Annotated in this window: 17 protein-coding genes and 1 tRNA gene; 12 read left to right on the forward strand and 6 right to left on the reverse strand. The window is 50.4% G+C overall.

What is annotated here, in order from left to right; all coding sequences use genetic code 11:
* Window positions 1-19 precede the first annotated feature (19 nt).
* Genes M1D30_RS11175 through M1D30_RS11190 form a run of 4 tightly spaced genes read right to left on the reverse strand, consistent with a single transcriptional unit; the run spans window position 20 to window position 3765 of the window.
* A complete protein-coding gene (locus M1D30_RS11175) occupies window positions 20-724 on the reverse strand; it encodes a LytTR family DNA-binding domain-containing protein (RefSeq protein WP_248503985.1) in 705 nt (234 codons plus the stop codon).
* A complete protein-coding gene (locus M1D30_RS11180; RefSeq protein ID WP_248503987.1) occupies window positions 721-1887 on the reverse strand; it encodes a sensor histidine kinase in 1167 nt (388 codons plus the stop codon). Before M1D30_RS11180 ends, M1D30_RS11175 begins: the two co-directional genes overlap by 4 nt.
* A 10-nt stretch (window positions 1888-1897) precedes the next feature.
* Window positions 1898-3394, reverse strand: coding sequence for a carbohydrate-binding domain-containing protein (locus M1D30_RS11185; RefSeq protein WP_248503989.1), 1497 nt, complete (start codon window positions 3392-3394; stop codon window positions 1898-1900).
* Window positions 3391-3765 carry a hypothetical protein gene (locus tag M1D30_RS11190; protein WP_248503991.1) on the reverse strand — a complete coding sequence of 125 codons (375 nt, stop codon included), beginning with the start codon at window positions 3763-3765 and terminating at the stop codon, window positions 3391-3393. The genes M1D30_RS11185 and M1D30_RS11190 overlap by 4 nt, the downstream gene beginning before the upstream one ends.
* A gap of 202 nt (window positions 3766-3967) precedes the next feature.
* Here M1D30_RS11190 and M1D30_RS11195 point away from each other — a divergent pair, with 202 nt between their 5' ends.
* The gene (locus M1D30_RS11195; RefSeq protein WP_248503993.1) at window positions 3968-5503 is read left to right on the forward strand and encodes a M6 family metalloprotease domain-containing protein; all 1536 of its coding nucleotides are present in this window, start codon (window positions 3968-3970) and stop codon (window positions 5501-5503) included.
* Here the strand turns inward: M1D30_RS11195 and M1D30_RS11200 are convergent.
* The gene (locus tag M1D30_RS11200) at window positions 5496-6983 is read right to left on the reverse strand and encodes a CCA tRNA nucleotidyltransferase (RefSeq protein ID WP_248503995.1); all 1488 of its coding nucleotides are present in this window, start codon (window positions 6981-6983) and stop codon (window positions 5496-5498) included. The two genes, M1D30_RS11195 and M1D30_RS11200, sit on opposite strands and share 8 nt — an antisense overlap.
* A gap of 111 nt (window positions 6984-7094) precedes the next feature.
* Here M1D30_RS11200 and M1D30_RS11205 point away from each other — a divergent pair, with 111 nt between their 5' ends.
* From M1D30_RS11205 to M1D30_RS11240, 8 genes are all read left to right on the forward strand, one after another.
* A complete protein-coding gene (locus M1D30_RS11205) occupies window positions 7095-8858 on the forward strand; it encodes a phosphatase PAP2 family protein (protein WP_248503996.1) in 1764 nt (587 codons plus the stop codon).
* Window positions 8859-8861: 3 nt separating this feature from the next.
* Window positions 8862-9227, forward strand: a complete 366-nt coding sequence (locus M1D30_RS11210) for a hypothetical protein (RefSeq protein WP_248503998.1) — start codon at window positions 8862-8864, stop codon at window positions 9225-9227.
* Window positions 9228-9294: 67 nt separating this feature from the next.
* Window positions 9295-9840, forward strand: a complete 546-nt coding sequence (locus M1D30_RS11215) for a DUF1599 domain-containing protein (protein ID WP_248504000.1) — start codon at window positions 9295-9297, stop codon at window positions 9838-9840.
* Window positions 9837-11762, forward strand: a complete 1926-nt coding sequence (gene tpiA, locus M1D30_RS11220; RefSeq protein WP_248504001.1) for a triose-phosphate isomerase — start codon at window positions 9837-9839, stop codon at window positions 11760-11762. Before M1D30_RS11215 ends, tpiA begins: the two co-directional genes overlap by 4 nt.
* 18 nt (window positions 11763-11780) lie before the next feature.
* Entirely contained in the window at window positions 11781-12404 is a 624-nt protein-coding gene (locus M1D30_RS11225) for an SPOR domain-containing protein (RefSeq protein WP_248504003.1), read from the forward strand.
* A 7-nt stretch (window positions 12405-12411) separates the two neighbouring features.
* Window positions 12412-12996, forward strand: coding sequence for a GTP cyclohydrolase I FolE (folE, locus tag M1D30_RS11230; protein WP_248504005.1), 585 nt, complete (start codon window positions 12412-12414; stop codon window positions 12994-12996).
* Between the two features lie 17 nt (window positions 12997-13013).
* Complete coding sequence (locus M1D30_RS11235) at window positions 13014-13598, forward strand: hypothetical protein (RefSeq protein ID WP_248504007.1); 585 nt, start codon at window positions 13014-13016, stop codon at window positions 13596-13598.
* Between the two features lie 31 nt (window positions 13599-13629).
* A complete protein-coding gene (locus tag M1D30_RS11240; RefSeq protein WP_248504008.1) occupies window positions 13630-16200 on the forward strand; it encodes a DUF5686 and carboxypeptidase-like regulatory domain-containing protein in 2571 nt (856 codons plus the stop codon).
* Window positions 16201-16287: 87 nt separating this feature from the next.
* Here the strand turns inward: M1D30_RS11240 and M1D30_RS11245 are convergent.
* Window positions 16288-16363, reverse strand: a tRNA-Pro gene (locus M1D30_RS11245).
* A gap of 258 nt (window positions 16364-16621) precedes the next feature.
* Here M1D30_RS11245 and M1D30_RS11250 point away from each other — a divergent pair.
* Genes M1D30_RS11250 through M1D30_RS11260 form a run of 3 tightly spaced genes read left to right on the forward strand, consistent with a single transcriptional unit; the run spans window position 16622 to window position 22939 of the window.
* On the forward strand, window positions 16622-17971 hold the full coding sequence (locus M1D30_RS11250; RefSeq protein WP_248504010.1) for a hypothetical protein: 1350 nt from the start codon (window positions 16622-16624) through the stop codon (window positions 17969-17971).
* A 49-nt stretch (window positions 17972-18020) separates the two neighbouring features.
* Entirely contained in the window at window positions 18021-19676 is a 1656-nt protein-coding gene (locus M1D30_RS11255) for a hypothetical protein (RefSeq protein WP_248504012.1), read from the forward strand.
* 20 nt (window positions 19677-19696) lie between these two features.
* The gene (locus M1D30_RS11260) at window positions 19697-22939 is read left to right on the forward strand and encodes a leucine-rich repeat protein (RefSeq protein WP_248504014.1); all 3243 of its coding nucleotides are present in this window, start codon (window positions 19697-19699) and stop codon (window positions 22937-22939) included.
* Window positions 22940-22951: the final 12 nt, after the last annotated feature.

A 22951-nucleotide genomic window follows, 5' to 3' on the forward strand; every position in this document is an offset into this window, starting at 1 on the left:
GGGATATGACCTAAAGGTCTTATCGGATGAAGCGACTCTGGAGATAAGACTGGAAGGCTTCTTTATAAAGGTCGCCAACAGGAAGATAGGTGTTGGCATCGAGGATGACACGGTTCTTGTTGACCTCCTGGATCTTAGTGAGGTTAACAATATAAGAGCGATGGATGCGCATGAACGACGACGGCAGGCGCTCCTCCATCTTCTTCATAGAAAGCAGGGTGATGATGGGCTTGGGCTCGCCCTCGACCCACACCTTAAGATACTCGCTCATGCCCTCGATATAGCGTATATCAGCAATATGGACAGTGACCACGCGATAGTCGGTCTTGAGATAGATGACATCCGCTTGTTCATTCACCATGGAGGCACCCTCGATGCGCTCCTTCAGTCGGCTGGCCGAACGCTGGAAGTCCTGCAGTCCGAAAGGCTTGAGCAGATAGTCGACGGCATTGACCTTGAACCCCTCGACAGCATATTCGGAATAGGCCGTGGTGAAGACGATGAGCGGCGGACACGTGAGCGACTTCACAAAGTCCATACCGTTGAGGTCGGGCATGTTGATGTCGCAGAAGATGGCATCCACCGTGTCGTGCTCGAGGAAGGCGCGCGCCTCCAGGGCACTCTGGCATTGGGCAGCCAACTCAAGGAAAGGCACCTTACTGATATAGGTGACCAACTGGCCAAGAGCCAGGGGCTCGTCGTCGATGGCAAGACAGCGTATCATGACAGGGGGATATTAAGTTCAACGGTATAGACATCGGCATCGTCGCGGATGCTCAGCGAATAGTCGTGGTCATAAAGCAGGTTGAGGCGCTTGCGCACATTGGTCAGGCCCACCCCACCCTTTTCGTCGTTGGGCACGTCGGCCTTCGAGTTGCGACAAGAGAACATGAGCACATCGTTCACGATGGCGACCTTGACCTCGATGAACGACTCGCGCTGATAGCTGACGCCATGCTTAAACGCATTCTCGACAAACGAGATGAGCAGCAGGGGCGGCAACGAGCGGTCGGGCACCTGGGAAGGCAGGTCGAGCGAGATGCTCACCTTGTTGGTATAGCGCAACTGCATCAGGGTGATATAGGTGCGAAGGAAGGCCATCTCCTTGGTCAGGGGCACGTTCGTCTTCTCGCCCTCGTAGAGCACATAGCGCATCATCTTTGACAGTTCGACGATGGTTTCCTGCGCCTTAGCTGGGTCGATATCCACCAGGGCGTGGATATTGTTGAGCGTGTTCATAAAGAAGTGGGGACTGACTTGATAGCGCAGATAGGCCAGCTGCTGTTCCAGGTTCTGGTGTTCGAGCTCAACCAGTCGTTTACGGTCGTCGCGACTGCGGAAATAGCCCTTGATGCCCAGGTTGGCACCAAACATCAGCACCAGCACCACCACACTCAGGATGTCGCGCTCGTTCACAAGAGGAGGCGGCAGCTGGCGTCGGAAGCCCTTATGATGGCGTGGATTGAGCGGCGGACGAGGCTTGCCAGCCATCTCCATGCGAGGCGGTGGGCGATGCCCCAGAGGCATGCGTCTGTCGGGCTTCGTGCTGCACTGATAAACGATGAACGCTGCCAACACCATTGTTACAATGGAGAAGTAGGTCACGCGTCGATGGCCGTGAATCAACAAAGGGGCCAACAAAAAATTATGTAATAGGAAGAGCAGCAGAAAGATGGCCAGCATACGCCACACCAAGAACACCTCCGCCCAGTTGAACACCACATTGGCATCACTGACCGTCCGCACATAGAGACTGAGGAGTGGAGCAGCAAAGAGCAGGCCCCACACCGCGAGATAAATCAGATTTTCCTGTCGCGACTGCTTCATCAAATTCATGCGCTTATTCATCATCAATAACGTGACAGAATCTGTTTTATTATATTTCATAACCACTCACTTACCACCAAGGGCCGCCGCCACCGCCAGGACCACCGCCCTGATTGGAATAGGCCGAGAGTGTGACATTAGAACCGCCAGTGACAGTGGCATCGACATAGCCATTGCTACCAAAAATCTGGGTACCATCGCTCACCGTGATGCCCTGCTTCAGCGTGGGCTGCGAGGCGCCGCTCACCACCAGACCGCTGCCACCACTCGAGGGTGTCTTGAAGGCAATGGTCTGAGAGCCGACTGTCAGCGCATACCAACGGTTGCTGCTCCACGACGAGGCCTGATAGCACGACTGCGTGAGACTGCTGCCACGCTCGAGTCCGCCAATGGCAATGATGGTGCCGCCACTGACATAGAGTTTGAAGTTGCGCTCAGTATTAGCATCAATGGCCACCTCGGGCTGACGGGCACCAATGGCAAAGATGGTACCACCTTTTATATAACAGTTGCCGTTGGCATCAATACCATCGTTGCCTGTAGAACAGGCATAGACAATGCCGTCCGTGATGGTGAGGTGACTGGCAGCATTGATGGCATCGTCCTTGGCATTGACGCAGACATTGCCGCCACTGATGGTCAACTCGCCCTTACTCTCGATGCCCTCACCTTTGGTGCTGGTCACCTGGAGGGTGCCGCCCTCGATATAGATATTACCACTGTCCTCATCTTCGTGGTCGGTGGTCTGACCTGTCGAGGTGGTGCCGTCGAGCTCGCACTGGACACCCTCGTCGCCCACACCGCTGATGGTCACCATGCCACTCTCCATGAGGAAGTACTCGTTGCACGAGATGCCGTCTTTCACTGCCTTGGTGATGTTGAGCGTGAGGTTTTTTACACGCACATAATCGCCACTCTTGATGGCATGCTTGGTGTTACCTGTCACGTTCAGCGTGCCATTGCCCTGCAACTGGATCTGTCCTTTGCTATAGATACAGCCGGTTTGCGTGCCGTTAGAGCCATCGGTCAGGGTGTTGACCGTGTTCTTCTTGGCACTGATCTGGATGCGCTTGCCGTTGGTAATGCTGATGGCCGCCCCACTGGAGTTGGTCAGCGTGAGGCCATCGAGCGCGATACTACATTTATAGGAACCTGCGAGTGAGAACGAGCCGTTGGCGGTCTCGCCACTCAGGGTATAGGTAATCTCGTCGCCATCAACGGCGTCGGTGTTGGTTTGCTCGATACTGACATGGGCGCCATTAACAGTGGCTGTGACATAAGGCGCAATATTACCGCTAATAACGACAGTGGCCGTAGTACCACTAAAGGTGATACTAACGGCATTGTCTTTCACTGTCGCATCGTCAACCGTCATAGTACTTATGGTGCTGAGGTCGAAGGTCTTGCCCATTACACTCAGCGTCCGGCCGTCGGCATAGGACATCTCGCCCGTCTTGTCGGCTGGAAACAGATAAGTGACGCTGCCCATACGTACATGGAGCGTCTGACCCATAGCGATGCTCACCAGCATCAGGGTTGCGATAACTAAATATAACCTTTTCTTCATTTTACAATCATCTTAAAGCTTTTCTGTTTGGTCTTCACAATATAAACACCCGACTTCATCTGTGCCTTCTCCACCTGATGACCCTGAAGGTCATAAATAGCCACAGCCTCGTCCAAGGTCTCACGAGTGACCTGCTGGATAGCCGTGGTTTCGTTGGCAGCAGAGAAATACATGGTTTTCAGATTGGTAAGCACAAACGTTTGCGTTCCAGCTGTCAGGGCGTTGCCACTGATGGTTATCGCAAGCGAAGCAACAGGCACTGAAACCTTGGCACCATCGGTGGTCTGAAAAGTGAGGTAGGTGTAGTTGCCTGCTTGCACAGACAACCCACCTACCATCGTCAACAATAATAAAAATAACCTCTTCACCATCAACAATTTTTGTAGTATAATAAGTTATATCGTTTCGTTTGTTTGGCGCAAAGATAGAAAAAAACGGGGCATTGGCCTAATTTTTTCAACCAACACCCCGATTTATTCAACGAATCGGCATGAGCGACCATATTTTTTATACACAGAGGGTCGTTTCTCAACAAAAATATGTAACTTTGCCATCGAGAAAACACAGATGATAATGAAACGATGTACAAGAATATGGATGATGTGCCTGCTACTTATGGGCATCGCACAACAAGCTATGGCACAGAGAGGATGCCGCCCACAACTGATGAGTAAGGGTGTGCCGGCATATGTGAGCGAGACGCGACGAGCCGCCTTGGAGGGAAGCGATGATGAACAGACGAAAGACACCACCTATATTGGCAACAGACACCAACTGGTGGTATTGGCTGCCTTCAGCGACACGGTTTTTTCTGCCAATGAAGCTGAGACCATAGAACACTGGGAAAAGGTGTTGAATGCCGAGGACTTTGAGGAAGAGCCTTTCCAAGGGTCTGTACACGATTACTTCCGCGACCAGAGCTACGGGCAGTTGAACCTCAACTTCGACGTGCACTACATCACTGTGGATAAAGCTAGCAAATATCGCAGTACGGCCAGAGACGACGAGAACTCGAAATACTTGGTACAGGACATCATGGACAGTCTGAAGAAAATGGATATTGACTGGAGTCTGTACGACTGGAACGGAGATGGCTATATGAACCAACTGCTCATCATCTATGCCGGCAAAGGCTTGAATGACGGTGGCGGAACGAACTCCATCTGGCCACACCAGTGGTGGATGAGCATGCACGAGAACTGCGGTCCCATCAGTATTTCGTATAACGACAAGACCTATCTGGTGGATTCCTACTGTTGCGTTAACGAGCTATCGAACGATGTCAACGGCAGTACCTTCGGCACTATCTGTCATGAATACAGCCACTGTTTTGGACTGCCCGACTTTTACAATGGCCGTGCGAAATATGTGGGAGAATGGGACCTGATGGACTGTGGCAACTACAATGGCAAAGGATTCGTTCCTACAGGCTACTCGGCTTTTGAACGCATGTACATGGGATGGCTGACGCCCGAGGAACTGACTGCCGACACAACTATCACCGACATGCCGGCCCTCAACGACGAGCCCATGGCCTATATGGTGCGCAACGACGGCCATCAGGATGAGTATTACATTATTGAGAACCGTCAGCAGACAAAATGGGACAGTAAGGTGCCTGGCAATGGCATCGTCATCTTCCATGTGGACTACAACAAAAGGGTGTTCCTATACGATTGGGTGAACACCACATCGCGCCAGCGCTACACTATCTTTGCGGCCAACAACAACCCGCAGACATATATATCAACATTCCTGGCGGGATGGCCCTACCCCTCGGCAGCAGGAAACAACGCGCTGACCAACACATCGGCCCCTGCCGCCAAATTGAACAACATGAACACGGACTCGACATATCTGATGTCGAAGCCCATCACCAACATGGCGGTGGACAACGGACTGGCATCGTTCGACTTTATGAAAAAAATAGTGCCCGATGATACGACCCAGACGGATACGACATCAACGGACATTATCACTATTCATACGACGGACATAAAACCGATGCCCAATCGTGACAACACGCGCTATAACCTGAACGGACAGCACGTGGACAGTCATTATAAAGGATTGGTGATTATCAACCGACGCAAACGGCTGATTAAATAAGTCCCATCTCACGGGCCTTGGCCATGAGCAATTGCATCAGGGGCTCACGCTCGTTCTCCACCTTATTGTCGAGCACGGCATCCTTCAGACATTGCTTCAGGGTGCCCACCTCGCGTGAGGGCTTCAGATGGAACAGCTCCATAATCTCGTTACCATCGATTACAGGCTGCAGCAGTCGCTTGTAGTCTTTCTCCTGCAGGTCGGCCAATTTTTCGCGGACCATGCGGAAATTCTCGAGGAACATCTTTTTGCGTGTCTCGTTCTTCGAGGTGATATCGGCCTCGCAAAGGGTCATCAGGTCGTCGATATCATCGCCAGCATCGTTCAGCAGACGGCGCACGGCACTGTCGGTCACCTCGCTGTCGGCAATGACCTGCGGACGCATGTGGAGATCGACCAGTTTCTGCACGTACTTCATCTCAGGACCCAGAGGCAACTTCAGTCGGCGGAAGATGTCTTGCACCATTCTGGCACCTACATAATTATGATTGTGAAAGGTCCAGCCTATGGCAGGGTCCCAGCGCTTGGTTTTGGTCTTACCTACATCGTGGAGCAAAGCCGCCCAACGGAGGTAGAGTTGAGAGTTGAAGGCTGAGGGTGGGAAGTTGCCTTTCTGCTTCTGACTCTTCACCACATTCTCCAACACCTCCAGCGTATGATAGAAGTTGTTCTTATGGGCACGCCCATTCTTCTGTTCAACAATATCAAGGGCTGCCAACTCTGGCAGGATGATATTGAGCAGGCCACAGCGCTGAAGGTCGACGAAACCCTTGCTGGGATGGGGAGACATGATAATCTTATTGAGTTCCACCTCGATACGCTCGCCACTGACAATCTTGATACGCGAGGCCATGCGCTCGAGGGCTTCGAAGGTCTCGTCCTCAATTTGGAAGTTCAACTGGGTGGCAAAGCGCACACAGCGCATCATGCGCAGGGGGTCGTCGCTGAAGGTGATGCCTGGTTCCAAGGGAGTGGCAATGATGCCATCCTCAAGGTCGGCCAAGCCATTAAAGGGATCGACCAGTTCACCAAAGCGTTCCTTGTTCAGACAGATAGCCATGGCATTAATGGTGAAATCGCGACGGTTCTGGTCATCTTCCAACGTACCATTCTCGACGATGGGCTTGCGCGAGTCGTGACTATAACTCTCCTTGCGGGCGCCAACGAACTCCACCTCGACTTCTTTCTTGGAACCGTCGGCTGCCCTACTCACGTATTTCACCTGAGCAGTGCCAAAGTTCTTAAATACAGAGAGGTGGGCCTTGCGCCCCAGCATCTGTTTGAGTTCCTTGGCCACACTGATGCCGCTACCCACCACCACGACATCGATATCGTTGGATGGGCGCTCCAGAAAAATGTCGCGAACGAAACCGCCCACAACATAGCACTCCAGGCCTAAGCGGTCGGCAGCCTCGCTAATCTGGTGGAATATATCCTGGTCAAGAATCTCGGCCAGTTCTTCGTCAGAAAATAACTTCATTCTTTGTTTTTCTTCTTATTTGGACTGCAAAATTACAAAAAAAACAGCATCTTCGACGTCTATTTAATTTTTTTTAGTATCTTTGCCACCAAAATATAATAATCTATCGGAATGAAAAATCTAGCTTTAATCATTGCTTTCATCGCTTCCGTGGTGAGCGGAAGTGCAGAAAACTACCTGAACCAAGAGCCACTGAAACTGCAAGTACCAGAACTGAAACCTGAATTGGTGAAAGTGACCAAAACACCACTGGACTATCAACTGAACAATACGACTGTTAGCACTAAGATGGACTTCGACTTCTTTACATCGAAGACAAATCCCAACGTGAAAGCAAATAAGGTAATGGACGATTTGTCGTTTGCAGGCGTGCCCCTCTTCCTGGCTGGCATTGCCATCAAAGGCGATAAAGCAAACTTCCGTCAGGACTATGGCAACGCACATGCCAACACCCGACTGCTCACCAGCTTTAAGACACGCATTGACGACTACACGCAGTTCTTCGGTCCAGCCATGACCGTGGGCCTGAAACTGGGTGGTGTGGAAGGTCGTAGCGACTGGCCCCGCTTGTTTGCATCGGCAGTCATGTCATACGGCATCATGGCCGGCTTTGTGAACGGCATCAAATACACTGCCAAGGAGATGCGCCCTGATGGTTCGACAGCCAACTCATGGCCATCAGGCCATACAGCCACCTCGTTTGTGGGTGCTACCCTGCTGCATAAGGAGTATGGACTGACCCGTTCTCCCTGGTATTCTGTGGCTGGCTATGGTGTGGCCACCGCCACGGGTATCATGCGTATTCTGAACAACCGTCACTGGATCAGCGATGTGATGTCGGGCGCCGGCATCGGTATCATGTCAACCGAGTTGGGCTACGCGCTGAGCGACGTGCTGTTTAAGAACAAAGGACTGCTGCGAGGCGACCTGGAGGGTGTGAGCGACAGACCATCGTTCTTTGCCATTTCAATGGGCATGAGCTATGGTCTGAAAAACCTGACCTTCCATGACAGCGACGAGCAATATGCAGGGGATAACGATTTTGACGAGGACTCTGAGGCATTTAACGTGGATTTCCACACAGCCTCGGTTGTGGATATTGAAGGTGCTTACTTCCTTAACAAATATGTGGGTATAGGCGGTCGTCTGCGCGTACGTGCCATGACTGCCAAAGGATGGAGTAACTTCATTGAGGATGCCAAGAGCGATCGCAAAGACTTGGAAAGCAGTCTGGCAGACATTATTGACATGGCTTCGAGCATGCCCACACAAACCATCAAGAACGAGATGCAGAACCTAACCACCCTGGAGGAATATTCCATTGAGAGTGACCACCTGACGGAGTTCTCGGCCAATGTAGGTCTGTATTTCAATCTGCCACTGAGCAGTCGCTTCGCGCTGGGTTCGAAGCTGCTTATCGGACGATCAATGACACAGGAATTGGATATTAATGCTCACTATCAGGGCGACACCAAGAACATGGCATACGATATGAATATCTCGGATGGTTATGCCGATCCAGACAAGAACGACATGTCGCTGATTGTCAAGGACTTCTATTCAACAAACAATCCTTATGACATAGAATGGGACTACCTGACCCTGGGAGGTAATAACTCGACGAATTTCGGCACTGGTCTGTCACTGACCTATCGCTATAAGTCGAACTTCTCGTGGCGACTGTTCTGCGACTATGACTTCTCAAAGAAGGAGTATACACTGACGGCCGACCCACTGCGCTACCTCAAGGTTGGTACACCTAACATCAGTTCTCTGTTTGACATGCTCGGTGCGCCCATGGATCCCATCGTTTACAAGAAGGAAAAGAACGTGAGCTTCTTCACCATCGGTGCTTCGTTTGCAGTTAATTTCTAAAGGATGAAAAGATATTTTATTGTTAGTTCACTGATAGTTGCCACACTGTTCACCGCAGCCTGCGGCAACTCACGCCGAGACGAGATTGATGCTCGTAAAGCGGCACTGAAACAGAAACAGGATTCCAGTCTGCTGGCAGCCCAGCAGGAACTGGCCATCGTTGACTCAACACTAGAGGCCGTCAAGGTCGAATTCCAGCAAAAACAGGCAGAGGTGGATGCCCATAAAGCAGCACTGCAGGCCACAGAGCAGGAACTGACCGACCTGACCTTGCTACGCATGAAGCGCGACTCTCTGAAAGTGCAATGGGATTTGTTGGGCGCCAAAATCAAGTACATACGTCAGAAACAAAAGGAGTTGGAGCAGTAGCTTTAACTCCTTTTAACACCACCCTAACCTGTTAACTCCTTAAAAAGTCGTAACTTTGCACCCGATTATGGATAAGTTTGAAAAGACAAATGCTGAGTTTGAGGCCGCCATCGCCGAATGTCGTGACATTTTCTCAAAGAAACTGCACGACTATGGAGCATCGTGGCGCATCTTGCGTCCTGCCTCGCTGACCGACCAACTCTTCATCAAGGCCAAGCGCATCCGCTCGCTGGAAATCAAGCAGGAGTCGCTGGTGGGCGAAGGTATCCGCCCTGAGTTCGTGGCCCTTATCAACTACGGCATCGTAGGACTGATACAACTGGAAAAGGGCTTTGCCGATACGGTGGATATGGACAACGACGCCGCCATGGCGCTGTACGACCACTATGCCCACGAGGCCCTGGAACTGATGAAACGCAAGAACCACGACTATGACGAGGCGTGGCGCGGCATGCGTGTGAGCAGTTATACCGACCTCATCCTTACCAAGATAGAGCGTATCAAGGAGATTGAGAATCTGAGCGGACAGACCCTTATCAGTGAGGGTATTGACGCCAATTATATGGACATCATCAACTACGCAGTCTTCGGACTGATCAAGTTGAAAGAATGAAAAAAACTATCGTCAATTTGTGTCGCCTGGTGCTGGCGACGGTCTTTATCCTCTCTGGATTCGTCAAGGCTGTCGACCCTATAGGCACGCAATACAAGATTGAGGACTATCTGCAGGCGATGAACCTGGGAGCCTGGCTGCCCGACGCTGGCGCACTGATCCTATCGGTGGTCATCTCGGCAACGGAGTTCTGCATCGGCATCTTCCTACTGTTCGCCATCAGGCGCAGACTCTGTTCTCATCTTGCGGTGATTATCATGGCGCTGATGACACCGTTGACACTCTGGTTAGCACTGACCAACCCCATTAGCGACTGCGGTTGCTTTGGCGATGCGGTGGTACTGACCAACTGGCAGACTTTCTGGAAGAACGTGGTGCTGCTCGCAGCTGCCATCGTGGTGATGAAATGGCCAACAAAGATGGTGCGATTTGTCAGCGAGTCGAATCAATGGATTGTCGTCAACTACTCGTTGATATTCACTCTGGTCATCTCGGCATGGAGTCTCTACGACAGACCACAGTTTGACTTCCGGCCGTACCATGTGGGCACCGACCTGAGAACTGGATGGATGCAGATGATGGAAGGACAGGAATCGCCCTATGCCGATTTCTTCATCGAACGGATGGACAACGGCGAGGACATTACCGAAGAGGTGCTGAACAACGAAGGATATACGTTCCTGCTGGTGGCACCCTATCTGGAGCAGGCAGACGACTCGCAACTGGACTTGATTAACCAGGTGTATGAGTATGCACAGGAATATGACTATCCGTTCTACGGACTTACCGCCAGCGGTGAGAAGGCCATCAACCTGTGGCGCGACCTCACGGGTGCGGATTACCCCTTCTGTCAGACCGACGGAACAACGTTGAAGACGGTTATCCGCAGCAACCCCGGTCTCATCCTGCTGAAAGACGGCGTGGTGATTCAGAAATGGAGTCATAACCTGCTGCCCAACGAACAGGAACTGGAAAAGCCCTTGGAAGAGTCGACACTGGGCAAGATGCCCGACGACACCGTGGGCAAGCGCATCGTCCGCATTCTGCTGTGGTTTGTCCTGCCATTGATGCTCCTAACGATTGCCGACCGTTTGTGGGCATGGACAAAATGGATTAGAAGACATAAGAAACTAATTAGTTATATCAACAAAAAAGAAGTAAAAATGAGAAAGAAAATTGTTGCAGGTAACTGGAAGATGAACATGAATCTCCAGGATGGTATCGCTCTGGCAAAGGAGCTGAATGAGACTTTGAAGGCTGAGAAGCCTAACTGTGGTGTAGTGATCTGCACACCATTCATCCACCTCGCTTCTATCGCACAGTTCCTCGACCAGAACATCATCGGTCTGGGTGCTGAGAACTGCGCTGACAAGGAGAAGGGTGCTTTCACCGGTGAGGTTTCTGCCGAGATGGTAAAGAGCACTGGTGCTCAGTATGTCATCCTGGGTCACTCTGAGCGTCGTGAGTACTACAAGGAGACTCCAGAGATCCTGAAGGAGAAGGTGCTGCTGGCTCAGAAGAACGATCTGAAGGTTATCTTCTGCATCGGTGAGTCACTCGAGGAGCGCGAGGCTGGCAAGCAGAACGAGGTTGTAAAGGCCGAGCTCGAGGGTTCAGTATTCAACCTGAGCGAGGAAGACTTCCGCAAGATTGTTATCGCCTACGAGCCTATCTGGGCTATCGGTACTGGTAAGACCGCTACCGCTGAGCAGGCTGAGGAGATCCACGCTTATATCCGCTCAATCATCGCTGAGAAGTATGGTCAGGCTGTAGCCGACGATACCACTATCCTCTATGGTGGTTCTTGCAAGGCTTCAAACGCTCCTGAGCTGTTTGCAAAGCCCGACATCGACGGTGGTCTGATTGGTGGCGCTTCACTGAAGGCTGCTGACTTCAAGGGCATCATCGACGCCTTCAAATAAAGAAACAAAAACGCATTTATGATGAAGCACTTCATCACTATCCTTATTCTGTGTGTCGGCATTATTTTCAGTGCCGACGCACAGACTTTTACCCAGCGCATCCAGAAGACTGTGCAGGGACAAGGCACCGTTACCATTCATCAGGACAAGACTATTGAGGAACTGGTTAACGGTAATCCTGAGACAACAACGAAGAGGGACGTAAAGCCCGTGGCAAAGCCACAACCAAAGAAGACCGTTCAGCCACAACAGAAAGCTGACGACAAGCAACAGAAGACAGAGGTGAAGCAGACAAGCAATGAGGTCAAGCAGCATCCTGTTGCCATAGAGCAGAAAGAAACAACGCCCGACTCAGTGAGTCAGGCGCCTAAGCATACAATTAAGACAACAGGCTACCGCGTTCAGGTCTTTGCGGGTGGCAACACACGTCGCGACCGCCAGCGTGCCGAGCAGGCAGGCAACGCCCTCCGTCAGTTGTTCCCTGGCGAGGAGGTTTACGTGCATTTCTATTCGCCCCGCTGGATCTGCCGTCTGGGCAACTACCGCACCTACGAGGAGGCTCACGAGAAGATGCTCGAAGTGCGCAAGATGGGCTACGACGCGGCCACCATCGTCAAAGGAAAAATCACACTATCACAATAATTATAGAATGACAACAGAACCCGAATACAGAGAAGGCCTCGACGAGTTGGCCTCACATTATAAGCGTGTGCTGGAGCTGCTGGGCGAGGACCCAGAACGCGAAGGACTGCAGAAGACGCCCATGCGCGTGGCCAAGGCCATGCAGGTGCTTACACGCGGTTACGAGATGGATGCACACGAGGTGCTTACAGGCGCCCTCTTCAGAGAGGACTACAACCACATGGTGATTGTGAAGGACATTGACTTCTTCTCACTCTGTGAGCATCACCTGCTGCCAATGTACGGTAAGGTACATGTGGCATATATCCCTAATGGCTACATCACTGGTCTGTCGAAGATTGCCCGTGTGGTAGACATCTTCAGCCATCGCCTGCAGGTGCAGGAGCGCATGACCATGCAGATTCGCCAATGCATAGAAGAGACACTCCATCCCCTGGGTGTGATGGTTGTGGTCGAGGCTAAGCACATGTGTATGCAGATGCGTGGTGTAGAGAAACAAAACTCCATCACCACCACCAGCGAGTTTAGCGGTGCCTTTGAGCAGGCCAAAACGCGCCAAGAGTTTATGAACCTCATTTCTCACGGAATCTAATTAAAAACACAGTCACAATGAATCAAGCAGACCGCGGCTCATACCGCAAAAAGGAATCCATTTTTACTGAGTTTGTCAACAGTTGCCTGGGACGCACCGTCATCGGCTTGGTGTTCCTCGCCTTCTTGTTTATCATTGGTGTCATCACCTGTCCCTCGGAGGAGACTATGTATGAGGAGACACGAGACAACATCCGTCAGTGTATCCAAGCAAGCGACAGTCTGCATATTGATGGCATTGACGAGACGCTGAACAACATCAGCTACATCTTCTCGTCGGCCGATACGGCCTTCAACGACGCCGAGATGATGGCTGCCTTCGACAAGTACAACAGAATGGAGTACTACGACCACACGCTGTTCTCAACGATGCGCCTGTACAACAACTTCCGCGTGGAGGGTGTACGCTGTGCCATCGGCATCTTCGGCATGGTAATTCCCACGGTCTCATTCAACGACTTCCTGCTTCGTGTGGGCCCGATGAGAAAGGAGTATAACGCTCCTGCCATTAACAACAACGTGAACACCAACGGAGGTGACGACGAAGATTACTTTGGCGACAACCCCGACTTGGGAGGTGTCTTCGAATATGACGAAGATTAGAGTAGTAACCTCATAATAATAGCCAAGGCTTATGGCTAAAAGATTCGCCCTTCTGATCATCACGCTGATGGCTTGCTTGACAGTCAGCGCACAACAGCCACAAATCAGTGGCGCTGTGATTGATGATGAGACGGGCGATTCTATTTCTTTTGCCAGCATCGTCTATAAGGGACATAACATCTCAGCTGTGGCGGATGTGTGGGGCAAATATGCCATCGATCGCCACGAGGGGTGGAACATCACGGTGAGTGCTTTGGGATATAAGACGCGCATCATCGCCATCAACAGCAGGACGCGCCGCCACCTAGACATCGCACTGAAGCCAGATACCAAGCAACTGGAGGGTGTCACCATCAAGTCGAGCCGCAGCAGATACAGCCGAAAGGAGAACCCTGCGGTGGAGCTGATGCGGCGTGTGGTGGCAGCGAAGAAGAAGACAGACTTGGCTAACAACGACTATTACCGCTATAATAAATACGAGCGTCTGACCGTTGCCGTGAACGACCTGACGCCCGACCAAATGGAAAGACCTCCTTTCTCGACCAAGCCCTGGCTGCTGGACCATGTGGAAGTGAGTCCATATACGAACAAACTTGTATTGCCAGTGAGCGTGGACGAGACCGTCTCGCAGAAGTTCTACCGCCGCTCACCACACGACGAGAAGAACGTGATACAAGGACAGACCTCAACGGGACTTAACGATTATTTCCAAACGGGTGATATCATCAATATCGTGGTAAAGGATATCTTCACTAACGTGGACCTTTATCAGGATGATGTGCGCATCCTTCAGCGTCCATTCACCTCGCCCATGTCGGAAGCAGGCATCGGCTTCTACCGCTTTTATATAGAAGACACACTGGCCATAGGCATGGACAGTTGCATCCACCTGACCTTTGTGCCCAACAATATGCAGGACATGGGATTTCGTGGCGACCTCTATTTCCTCAAGGACTCGACACTCCACCTGCGTCGCTGTCAGTTGACCATCCCCAAGCAGAGCAACGTGAACTTCGTGGAGAACCTGCAGGTGATGCAGGAGTATGAGAAATTGCCCGACGGCCAGTGGGTGCTGACGCAGGATGACATGATTACCGAGTTGAAACTCTTTGAGTTTCTCAGTGCCAGCGCTCTGGTGACACGTATCACCCGTTTCTCGGAATACGCCTTCGACGAGGTGCCGAACAAGATTTTCAAGGGAAAGAAGACGGAGGTCACTGAGGCCGACGCACAGATGCGTGACAAGAAGTTCTGGGACGAATACCGACAGGTGGAACTGAGCAAGAGCGAAGGGTCCATGAACAAGTTCATGCACAACATCGAGAACATGAAGGGATTTAAATATATTATCTATGGTTTCAAGACATTACTCGAGAACTCCATGGAGACGGGTAATCCCAACTATGTGGACATCTGTCCTATAAACACCCTCATCACCCGCAACTACGTGGACGGATGGCGCACCCGACTCAGTGCCAAGACCACGGCCAACCTGAACAAGCACCTGTTCCTCTCGGGCTATTACGCCCACGGATGGAGCAGTCATCGCCACTATTACAATGCTGAGATGACCTATTCGCTCAACGCCAAGAAGTATCTGCCTCACGAGTTCCCACGCCGAACGCTCACCTTGCAGTCCACACAGGACATCTGCTCGCCGGGCGATCGTTTTATGGAGTCGGACAAGGACAATATCTTCGTGGCCATGAAATGGGCCGAGACAAACAAGATGATGTCGTACAACCGTCAGCAGGCGGCCTTTGAATACGAGACGGACTGGGGTCTGAAGGTCATTGCCAGCGGAAAGATAGAAGAGAACGAAGCTTTCGGAAACATGTCGTTCCAGACCATGGACAAGCCCTATACGCCCACTTTCAACAAGACTGGCAATGGCGAGTTTATGCGCACCACCGAGGCTTCTATCTTCCTACGCTATGCACCAGGCGAGACCTATATCAACAATAAGTTGCGCCGCCGTGTCATCAACCTCGATGCACCAGTATTCAGCATCCGCCATACCATAGGTTTCAACGGCGTATTGGGTGGCGACTATAACTTCCACCTGACCGAGGCACATATCTTCAAGCGTTTCTGGCTAAACAGCTGGGGTAAGTTTGACGTGGACATCAAGGGTGGCATCCAGTGGGACCAGGTGCCCTATCCACTATTGATCATGCCGGCAGCCAACCCATCGTACATCCAACAGCCACGCACCTTCAGCCTCATCAACACCATGGAGTTTTTGAACGACCGCTATGCGTCGCTGATGCTGGCATGGGACATGAACGGTAAAATCCTTAACCGTATTCCCTTGGCAAAAAAACTATACTGGCGCGAGTACCTGGGACTACGCATGCTCTGGGGCGAGTTGTCAGACAAGAATAACCCATACCTGCCCCAGAACATGGGCAATCCACGCCTCATGTACTTCCCAGACGGTGTCAACCTGATGACCTTCAACCACCCCTATGCCGAGGTGGTGGTGGGTATCCATAACATCTTCAAGTTTTTCCGTGTGGAATGGGTGAAACGCCTCACCTACAAGAACCTACCAACAGCACCCCACTGGGGCATCCGCTACGGCGTATCGCTAACGTTCTAAGAAAAAGAAATCACGGATCTGATAGGACAATAAAAGAAGAAACAAAAAAAAGACTGAGAATCAAATGACTCTCAGTCTTTTTTGAATTGGTCGGGATTACTGGACTCGAACCAGCGACCTCGCGCCCCCCAGACGTGTGCGCTACCAACTGCGCTAAATCCCGATCCTTAAAGCTTAGCACTGACGTCTTCGTCGAATGCGGGTGCAAAGGTACGGAGTTTTTCTGAAACTACCAAATTTTTGAGTGTTAATTTTCACTTTTTTAACTCACTAATATAACACCAATATCTGATTAAATACTCACTGAATAGAATACGTAGTATATAATAACACACAGCCTTAACATCATTTAACACAAAATCTAAACATTCAACCTATTTTTTATGTAATTTTGTAAAAAATCTATAATAATCTATTAACAATGACCAAAAATAACGCAAGGATGCTGACAACCATCCTCACCTGTTGTCTTATTCTAGTATCATGTTCAAACAATGATAACAGTTCAGAATATATTGACCACATTTCGGGGCGAACATACCACTTAGACCAGAAAGTAGTTAATCGTCGGGAGTGTCACGCATTGAAAATGATTGCCAATGATGCGCTGAACTTGAAGTTCCGTCAAATCGTGTTCGAATATACCAGCGTCGGTCCCGACTTGAAGACACCTGTGCGACTGACAGGCGTCATTTCAATGAATCCCGCCGTATATAATAAAGATGTGGCTCCACGTGGTCTGATGCTCTACAATGAGTTTACATGTGCCAAGCATGGTGAGCGTACTTCTCAGAACGAGCTTGACGACATCGGTCTATACATGAACAAATACCAGAATCTCATTATGGTTTCTGCCGACCTCTATGGCTGGACACTCACCGAGGACAAGCCACAGGCCTACTGCTGTCCGGAGATTACCAGCGTTGAGACCATCGATGCTTGGGATGCCGCCATGCAGATTCTGAAAGACGAGGGCTATGCCATCAGCGGCCTGCCCACCTTCAATGTGGGCTATAGCAGTGGCGGTTTCTCGGCACTCGCCGTTCAGCGCTACTGCGACGAGAAGCGTCCCGACCTCCATTGGAACCTGACCTCGGGAGGTGCTGCTCCCTTCGACTTGCATAGCGTTTATATCAGCAACATTACCAGCCCCACCTCTGGTTATGCTTGTTCTTTCCCACTCGTGGTGGTGGCTTACAAGGAGACTTACCACATGGACTTTGACTACAAGGACGTGTTTGTAGAGCCTCTTGCCAGCAACATCCAGAAGTGGATACTCTCCAAAGACTACGGCACATGGGACATCAACAAGCTCATTGCCGGTGGTGATGAAGCAAAGGCCAAGGACTGCCCCGTCAACCTTATTCTGACGCCCGATGCGCTCAATCCTCAGTCTGTCGTTGGCAAGAAACTGGCCCAGAAGCTCCGCGAAAACTCACTCTGCGGCGAGGGACAGAACTGGCAGCCCAGCACCAAGACCAAGTACTATATTATGCACTCTGCCGGCGACAAATACATGGACTGGCATGTGGGCGAGGAAATGGCCAACTACCTGAAGGGTCACGGCTGCAACGTCGAAACCGAGTTTGGCGACTGGGGCAACCACGTAGACTACGGACTCTTCCAGCACATCGGCAAGACCATTCTCTTAATGGAAGACTGCATGCCCGACAAAGATGCTACCAGGGAGCAGGCAATAAAGGATGCCATCGACAAGGCTGAAGAATATATCAGAGACCAGGTCTCTGATATGACGGGTATCCCCCTATGATTCATAAGTGAAGTAAACAGATAGAAAACCCAAATACTTAGAAATCGAAATGAAAAGATTTAATTTAGCAGCAATGGGACTGCTTGTGATGTTAGCTGTCAGTGCACAGAATGTGGAGACAGCCGATTTGCATCAGCCCGTGAATGTTAACGATGCCGTGGTAACAGGTGGTGTGCTGCGCACCCAAGTACTGCGCGACTCGCTCATGATGAATTCAGAGACAGGACAGATGGAAAAGACGCCTGTCGTTGTCGATTACTTAGACGTGCCTGTTGACGAACTGGGTAGCAAGCCTGAGGAGGCGATAGAGGCCGCCAAGGTTGCCCGTCGTTCGGCGATGCACCGTGCCAATGCCTCCAGCTCGCTGGACTTTGGCGACTACTACAGTGGCGTGGCCTACTATCTCTACACCTTTAACTACCCATCCATCGACAAGCATGGCAACAGGATTATACTCTCGTCGCTGATGGCATTTCCCTATTTCACAGAAAGCAACTGGAATGATGGCTATCGCTTCAACAACATTGTCATTGGTTGCCATTGCACCATCACCAGCAACAAGGAGTGTCCGAGTTTGTACCCTGAAGACGGCTTCTTCAAATCGGATGTCAACATGATGCAGTATTATGCCTCATGGGGTAAGGGAGTCAGGAAGGATAAGGATGACCCCGCATACTACAACGTGCTTATCATGCCCGACTACGAGGGCTACGGCGTTACCAAAGATCGTCCGCATCCTTACCTCTATCAGGAACTTACCGCCCGTCAGGTAATAGATGGTGTCCGCTATGGCATTGCCTTGTTTAAGCAGGGCAGGTTTACTGGTAAGAAAGAGAGCGTTTCACCCCAGTGGGCGCAGCGTTCCGATGCTTTCCGCTATGGCAAGTATTTTTCTGTAGGTGCTTCGCAGGGCGGCTCTGTAGCGATGGCTGTCCAGCGCTTCATCGAGCAGAACAACCTTACCGAAGAGTTACCTTTTAAAGGCTCCGTCTGCGCTGATGGCCCCTACGATCCCGTTGCCACGCTGAGGTATTATATGAGAGAGTCGAAAGTTTCCGGTCACGAAGCTGGCGAATTAACCATGCCTGTTGCCATTGCGCTGATTATCAAGGGCATGCTCGACACCAATCCGCTGATGATGAAGTATAAGCCCACCGACTTCTTCTCGCAGCTGTTTCTCGATACGGGTATCCTCACTATAATTGCCGACAAGCAATATCCTTCGTTAGAGATGACCACCGACGATGTGAAAGAGCACCTTGAGAATTTGTCTAAGAATGAAAAATACAAAGATATGCTTACGTCGGATGGCAGGGCTAAGCTGGAATATGTTCTTACGCCCAGAGGCTGGGATTATATGACTAAGCTGGCGGAATACAAAGAATTACCCGATTATGAGGAAATGAACGACCTGATCAGTGCCTTGGAGAGTAACAACCTGACAAAAGGCTGGATTCCCCAGAATCCTGTATGTTTGTTCCATTCTTTACATGACACGGTGGTGCCCTATGATAATTGTGTCAGTGCCAGAGATGCCTTCAACAATAAAGTCACGTTTTATCTGGATGACAGAAGTACCAATAGTGACCATATAGATGCTTGTACAGACTTTATGTTTAATGCTTGGGGTACCTCTCCTGACATCAAGTTCATACGTACTCTCTTCAACTATGGAAACAATCAGTATTCGCCATACAATAATTAATGATGAAAACAGCAACAACGATGAAACGAGTTATATTTGCAATACAGATTTTCCTCCTCGCAACATTGCAGGCTTTGGCATACGATGTCACGGTGGGGAGTAAGCAATTTACGGTTCCCGTCAGAGAGTCGGGAACGACCTACACCATAGGCAACGGCCAGAATGCCTCAATTCCCCAATATGAGGCAGGCACGCTGACCATCCCGAGAGTCACCAACGCCAATAGTGACAAGAATGTTGTCGGCAAGTTTGCCTTCCGCTTCTGCACAGGCATTACGAAGATTGTTGTCGAAGAGGGCATCACAGCCATTGAGGATTATGCCTTCATCGGCTGTAGCGGAGTCACGTCCATCGAACTGCCTGCTTCCTTGGAGCGGGTAGGGCGTGGTGCTTTTGTCGGTCTGTCCAACCTGACCTATTTAGTGTGTAAGAGCACTACTGCCCCAGTGTGGTCGCGCGATGATGTATTCTCTTATGAAGGCACGGCGACAAGCATGGCCAAAGAAGCAAAGACAAGGATACTCTATGTGCCTACAGGCTATGCCAGCAACTACACCTCATACAAATTTCAGGAGCGAGTGGGGTGGTCTGATGCCTTCACCCGCATCTACGAAATGAATGATAATCCGCAGGAGATTACCTCGCTGCAGGACTTGAAAGATTTCCGCGATGCCGTTAACAGTGACACCCAGTATAAAGGCAGCAACAACAAGATGGTGACACTGACGGCAGACCTCGACATGTCAAGCATTGATAAGTGGACGCCTATCGGCACTAAGGAACATCCTTTCGACGGCGTCTTCGATGGTGGTGGTCATGTCATCAAGAACCTCAAGGTGGACAGGGCTGAATTGTACAATGGCCTGTTTGGCTATGCCCAAAACGCTACCATCTATAACATGCATCTGAAGAATCCTTCTGTGTCAGGTTCAGACTATCAGGGTACTGTGCTTGGTTATGCAAACTCAAACACGCACCTCAGCGATATTCTTGTTACGGGAACTGACTATCTTGCTGCCGGTTCGGGCAGCGTCGGTGGTATTGTCGGACACGCACAAGATGCAACCATTGAGCGCTGTATGTTCTATGGACAGGCACAAAGCACGGGATGGATAGGAGGTATTGTCGGCAATGTTGATAACAACGTAACCATCACCGATTGCGCTGCCCTTACACCTCCCTATCCTGCGTCGCTATGGAACAGTAAACAAGAGTCCTCAACGATGGGAGGTATTGTCGGCGGTGCAGGTAGCGTTACTGTCAATCGCTGCTATGCAAAGACCAATCTTCTGGATAACAACAATGTTCATATTAAGGGCCATATAGTAGGAAAGACAAAGTATAATACTCAAAGCACTATCACAAATTGTGGCTATTGGAGTGCTTCTGGTGGTACAGATCTGATAGGTACTCAAGAAGGATCTGGTACATTGGAAGAGTCTGGAAACCAAGGCTATCTTGCGGATGACATGAAGCAAGACAATATGAAAAACGTGCTGGGTACGGACAACTGGTACTACTTCACCGACAACTACGTCGACTACCCCATACCTGCTACGCTGAAGGACATGTATCTTGCCAATTGCGTTGACGAGATTGACGGCAACGGTATCGTTTATCGTCCTGCTGGCGCAGATAATAGTAATTGTGAAGTCGTGGGATATACGGGTAGTAGCACGGCAGTCACTATTCCTGAATATTATAATTCAAAACCGGTCATAGGTATTGTATCAGGAGTATTTAAGGACAATGCCACGTTGACATCAATCAGTAGTGCAGGTTTCTTCCTTCAAACCATTGGTAACAGTGCCTTCGAGAACTGCGACGCCCTGACCAGTGTTTACATTCCTGGCTTAGTGACTATCGGCGACAAGGCTTTCTACGACTGCGATGGTCTGACCAGCTTCAGCATGACCTCCGCGGTGACAACTGTAGGTGAGGATGCCTTTGCCTATTGCGACAATCTTGCCAGCTTCCAAGTCGGCAAGGAGTTTAAGAACCATAAGGGCAACTTCCTGACCTATTGTCCTAAACTGACTACTATTGCCGTGGCAGACGGGAATACCAATGGGTACAAGAGTTTGGACAACGTCTTGATACAGGATGTTGACAATAGCAGTTATATTGTAGCCTGTGCTCCAGGCAAGACAGGCGACTATAGGTTACCTGAAAACTACGTCATAAAAGAGTTACCTTTAGCGAGCGCTATAAACGGTGATGTTTATCTATTGCCTAAATGTTTCGCATCTTGCAATGGACTGACCAGTATCACCTCCTCTAATTTCTTGACTCCACATATGGGTAAAGCTTTATTTGACGGAGCCTGCAACCTTAAATATGTAGATTTTCGAAACACTTTATTATTCAAGGAAAGTGATAGCAATGTGACACTACTCCCTTTGAACGTTGACCGTGGCGACCCTGACAACCCATTCTACGGACTCAGTGACCATACCATCATTTATCTGCTAGATGATAACACCGCTGAAGCCTACGAGCCTAACGTGTTTATCATGAACGAAGCTAAGACTGCCGCCACCGCCAACCACATTTTCTTGGAGGATGGTTTTGACTTTAATCCAAAAGTTCCTGTAACAGCTACCAATGGCGTAAGATACGAGCGTTATATCAACTATACTGCACAAACGGAAGACGAGGAATATTCCGCTAAGGGTATTACCGTCTGTCTGCCGTACGCTTTCACGTTAAGCAATGAGAATGCCAAGGTCTATGAGCCCTCAACGATAGATGAAGAGTCGGGCACCACCACCGTTACCTTTACCGAGATGGCCAACAAGCAGATGTCAGCCTACACACCTTATTATGTCGTGATGAAGGAAGAGCGCGATCTTGACTTCAGCATTAGCGAAGCAACTGTAATTGCCACTCCGCCAACGAGTGATCCTGGGGCTATCAGCGGCTTCCAGTTCAAGGGCACCACGGTGGAGATACCTAACAGCTCGCTCTACGATGCTAACGCCTACCTGCTGCAAAGCGACGGCAAGTGGCACAAGGTGCCTCAGAACCAGCCGAAGGCTTACATTGGTCCCTTCCGTGCTTACTTCCAAGCTACTACAAATAGTGGCGCCCGCGCTCTTAACATGGTCATAGACGACGGTGAGGCGACTACTATCGACGCTGTCATCCGCACCATCGATGCCGACGGCACAGAGCACTACTACGACATGAACGGTCGCCTACTCGACTCCAGACCAAAGAAGGGTATTTATATCCATCATGGAAAAATAATCATTAACAAATAGGAGGACACAGCA

The sequence above is a fragment of the Prevotella sp. E15-22 genome (assembly GCF_023204875.1).
Lineage (GTDB): Bacteria > Bacteroidota > Bacteroidia > Bacteroidales > Bacteroidaceae > Prevotella.

Coding starts and splice junctions, on each gene's coding strand:
- M1D30_RS11175 (WP_248503985.1), bottom strand. CDS start 724: ATGATACGCTGTCTTGCCATCGACGACGAGCCCCTGGCTCTTGGCCAG.
- M1D30_RS11180 (WP_248503987.1), bottom strand. CDS start 1,887: ATGAAATATAATAAAACAGATTCTGTCACGTTATTGATGATGAATAAG.
- M1D30_RS11185 (WP_248503989.1), bottom strand. CDS start 3,394: ATGAAGAAAAGGTTATATTTAGTTATCGCAACCCTGATGCTGGTGAGC.
- M1D30_RS11190 (WP_248503991.1), bottom strand. CDS start 3,765: ATGGTGAAGAGGTTATTTTTATTATTGTTGACGATGGTAGGTGGGTTG.
- M1D30_RS11195 (WP_248503993.1), top strand. CDS start 3,968: ATGAAACGATGTACAAGAATATGGATGATGTGCCTGCTACTTATGGGC.
- M1D30_RS11200 (WP_248503995.1), bottom strand. CDS start 6,983: ATGAAGTTATTTTCTGACGAAGAACTGGCCGAGATTCTTGACCAGGAT.
- M1D30_RS11205 (WP_248503996.1), top strand. CDS start 7,095: ATGAAAAATCTAGCTTTAATCATTGCTTTCATCGCTTCCGTGGTGAGC.
- M1D30_RS11210 (WP_248503998.1), top strand. CDS start 8,862: ATGAAAAGATATTTTATTGTTAGTTCACTGATAGTTGCCACACTGTTC.
- M1D30_RS11215 (WP_248504000.1), top strand. CDS start 9,295: ATGGATAAGTTTGAAAAGACAAATGCTGAGTTTGAGGCCGCCATCGCC.
- tpiA (WP_248504001.1), top strand. CDS start 9,837: ATGAAAAAAACTATCGTCAATTTGTGTCGCCTGGTGCTGGCGACGGTC.
- M1D30_RS11225 (WP_248504003.1), top strand. CDS start 11,781: ATGATGAAGCACTTCATCACTATCCTTATTCTGTGTGTCGGCATTATT.
- folE (WP_248504005.1), top strand. CDS start 12,412: ATGACAACAGAACCCGAATACAGAGAAGGCCTCGACGAGTTGGCCTCA.
- M1D30_RS11235 (WP_248504007.1), top strand. CDS start 13,014: ATGAATCAAGCAGACCGCGGCTCATACCGCAAAAAGGAATCCATTTTT.
- M1D30_RS11240 (WP_248504008.1), top strand. CDS start 13,630: ATGGCTAAAAGATTCGCCCTTCTGATCATCACGCTGATGGCTTGCTTG.
- M1D30_RS11250 (WP_248504010.1), top strand. CDS start 16,622: ATGACCAAAAATAACGCAAGGATGCTGACAACCATCCTCACCTGTTGT.
- M1D30_RS11255 (WP_248504012.1), top strand. CDS start 18,021: ATGAAAAGATTTAATTTAGCAGCAATGGGACTGCTTGTGATGTTAGCT.
- M1D30_RS11260 (WP_248504014.1), top strand. CDS start 19,697: ATGAAACGAGTTATATTTGCAATACAGATTTTCCTCCTCGCAACATTG.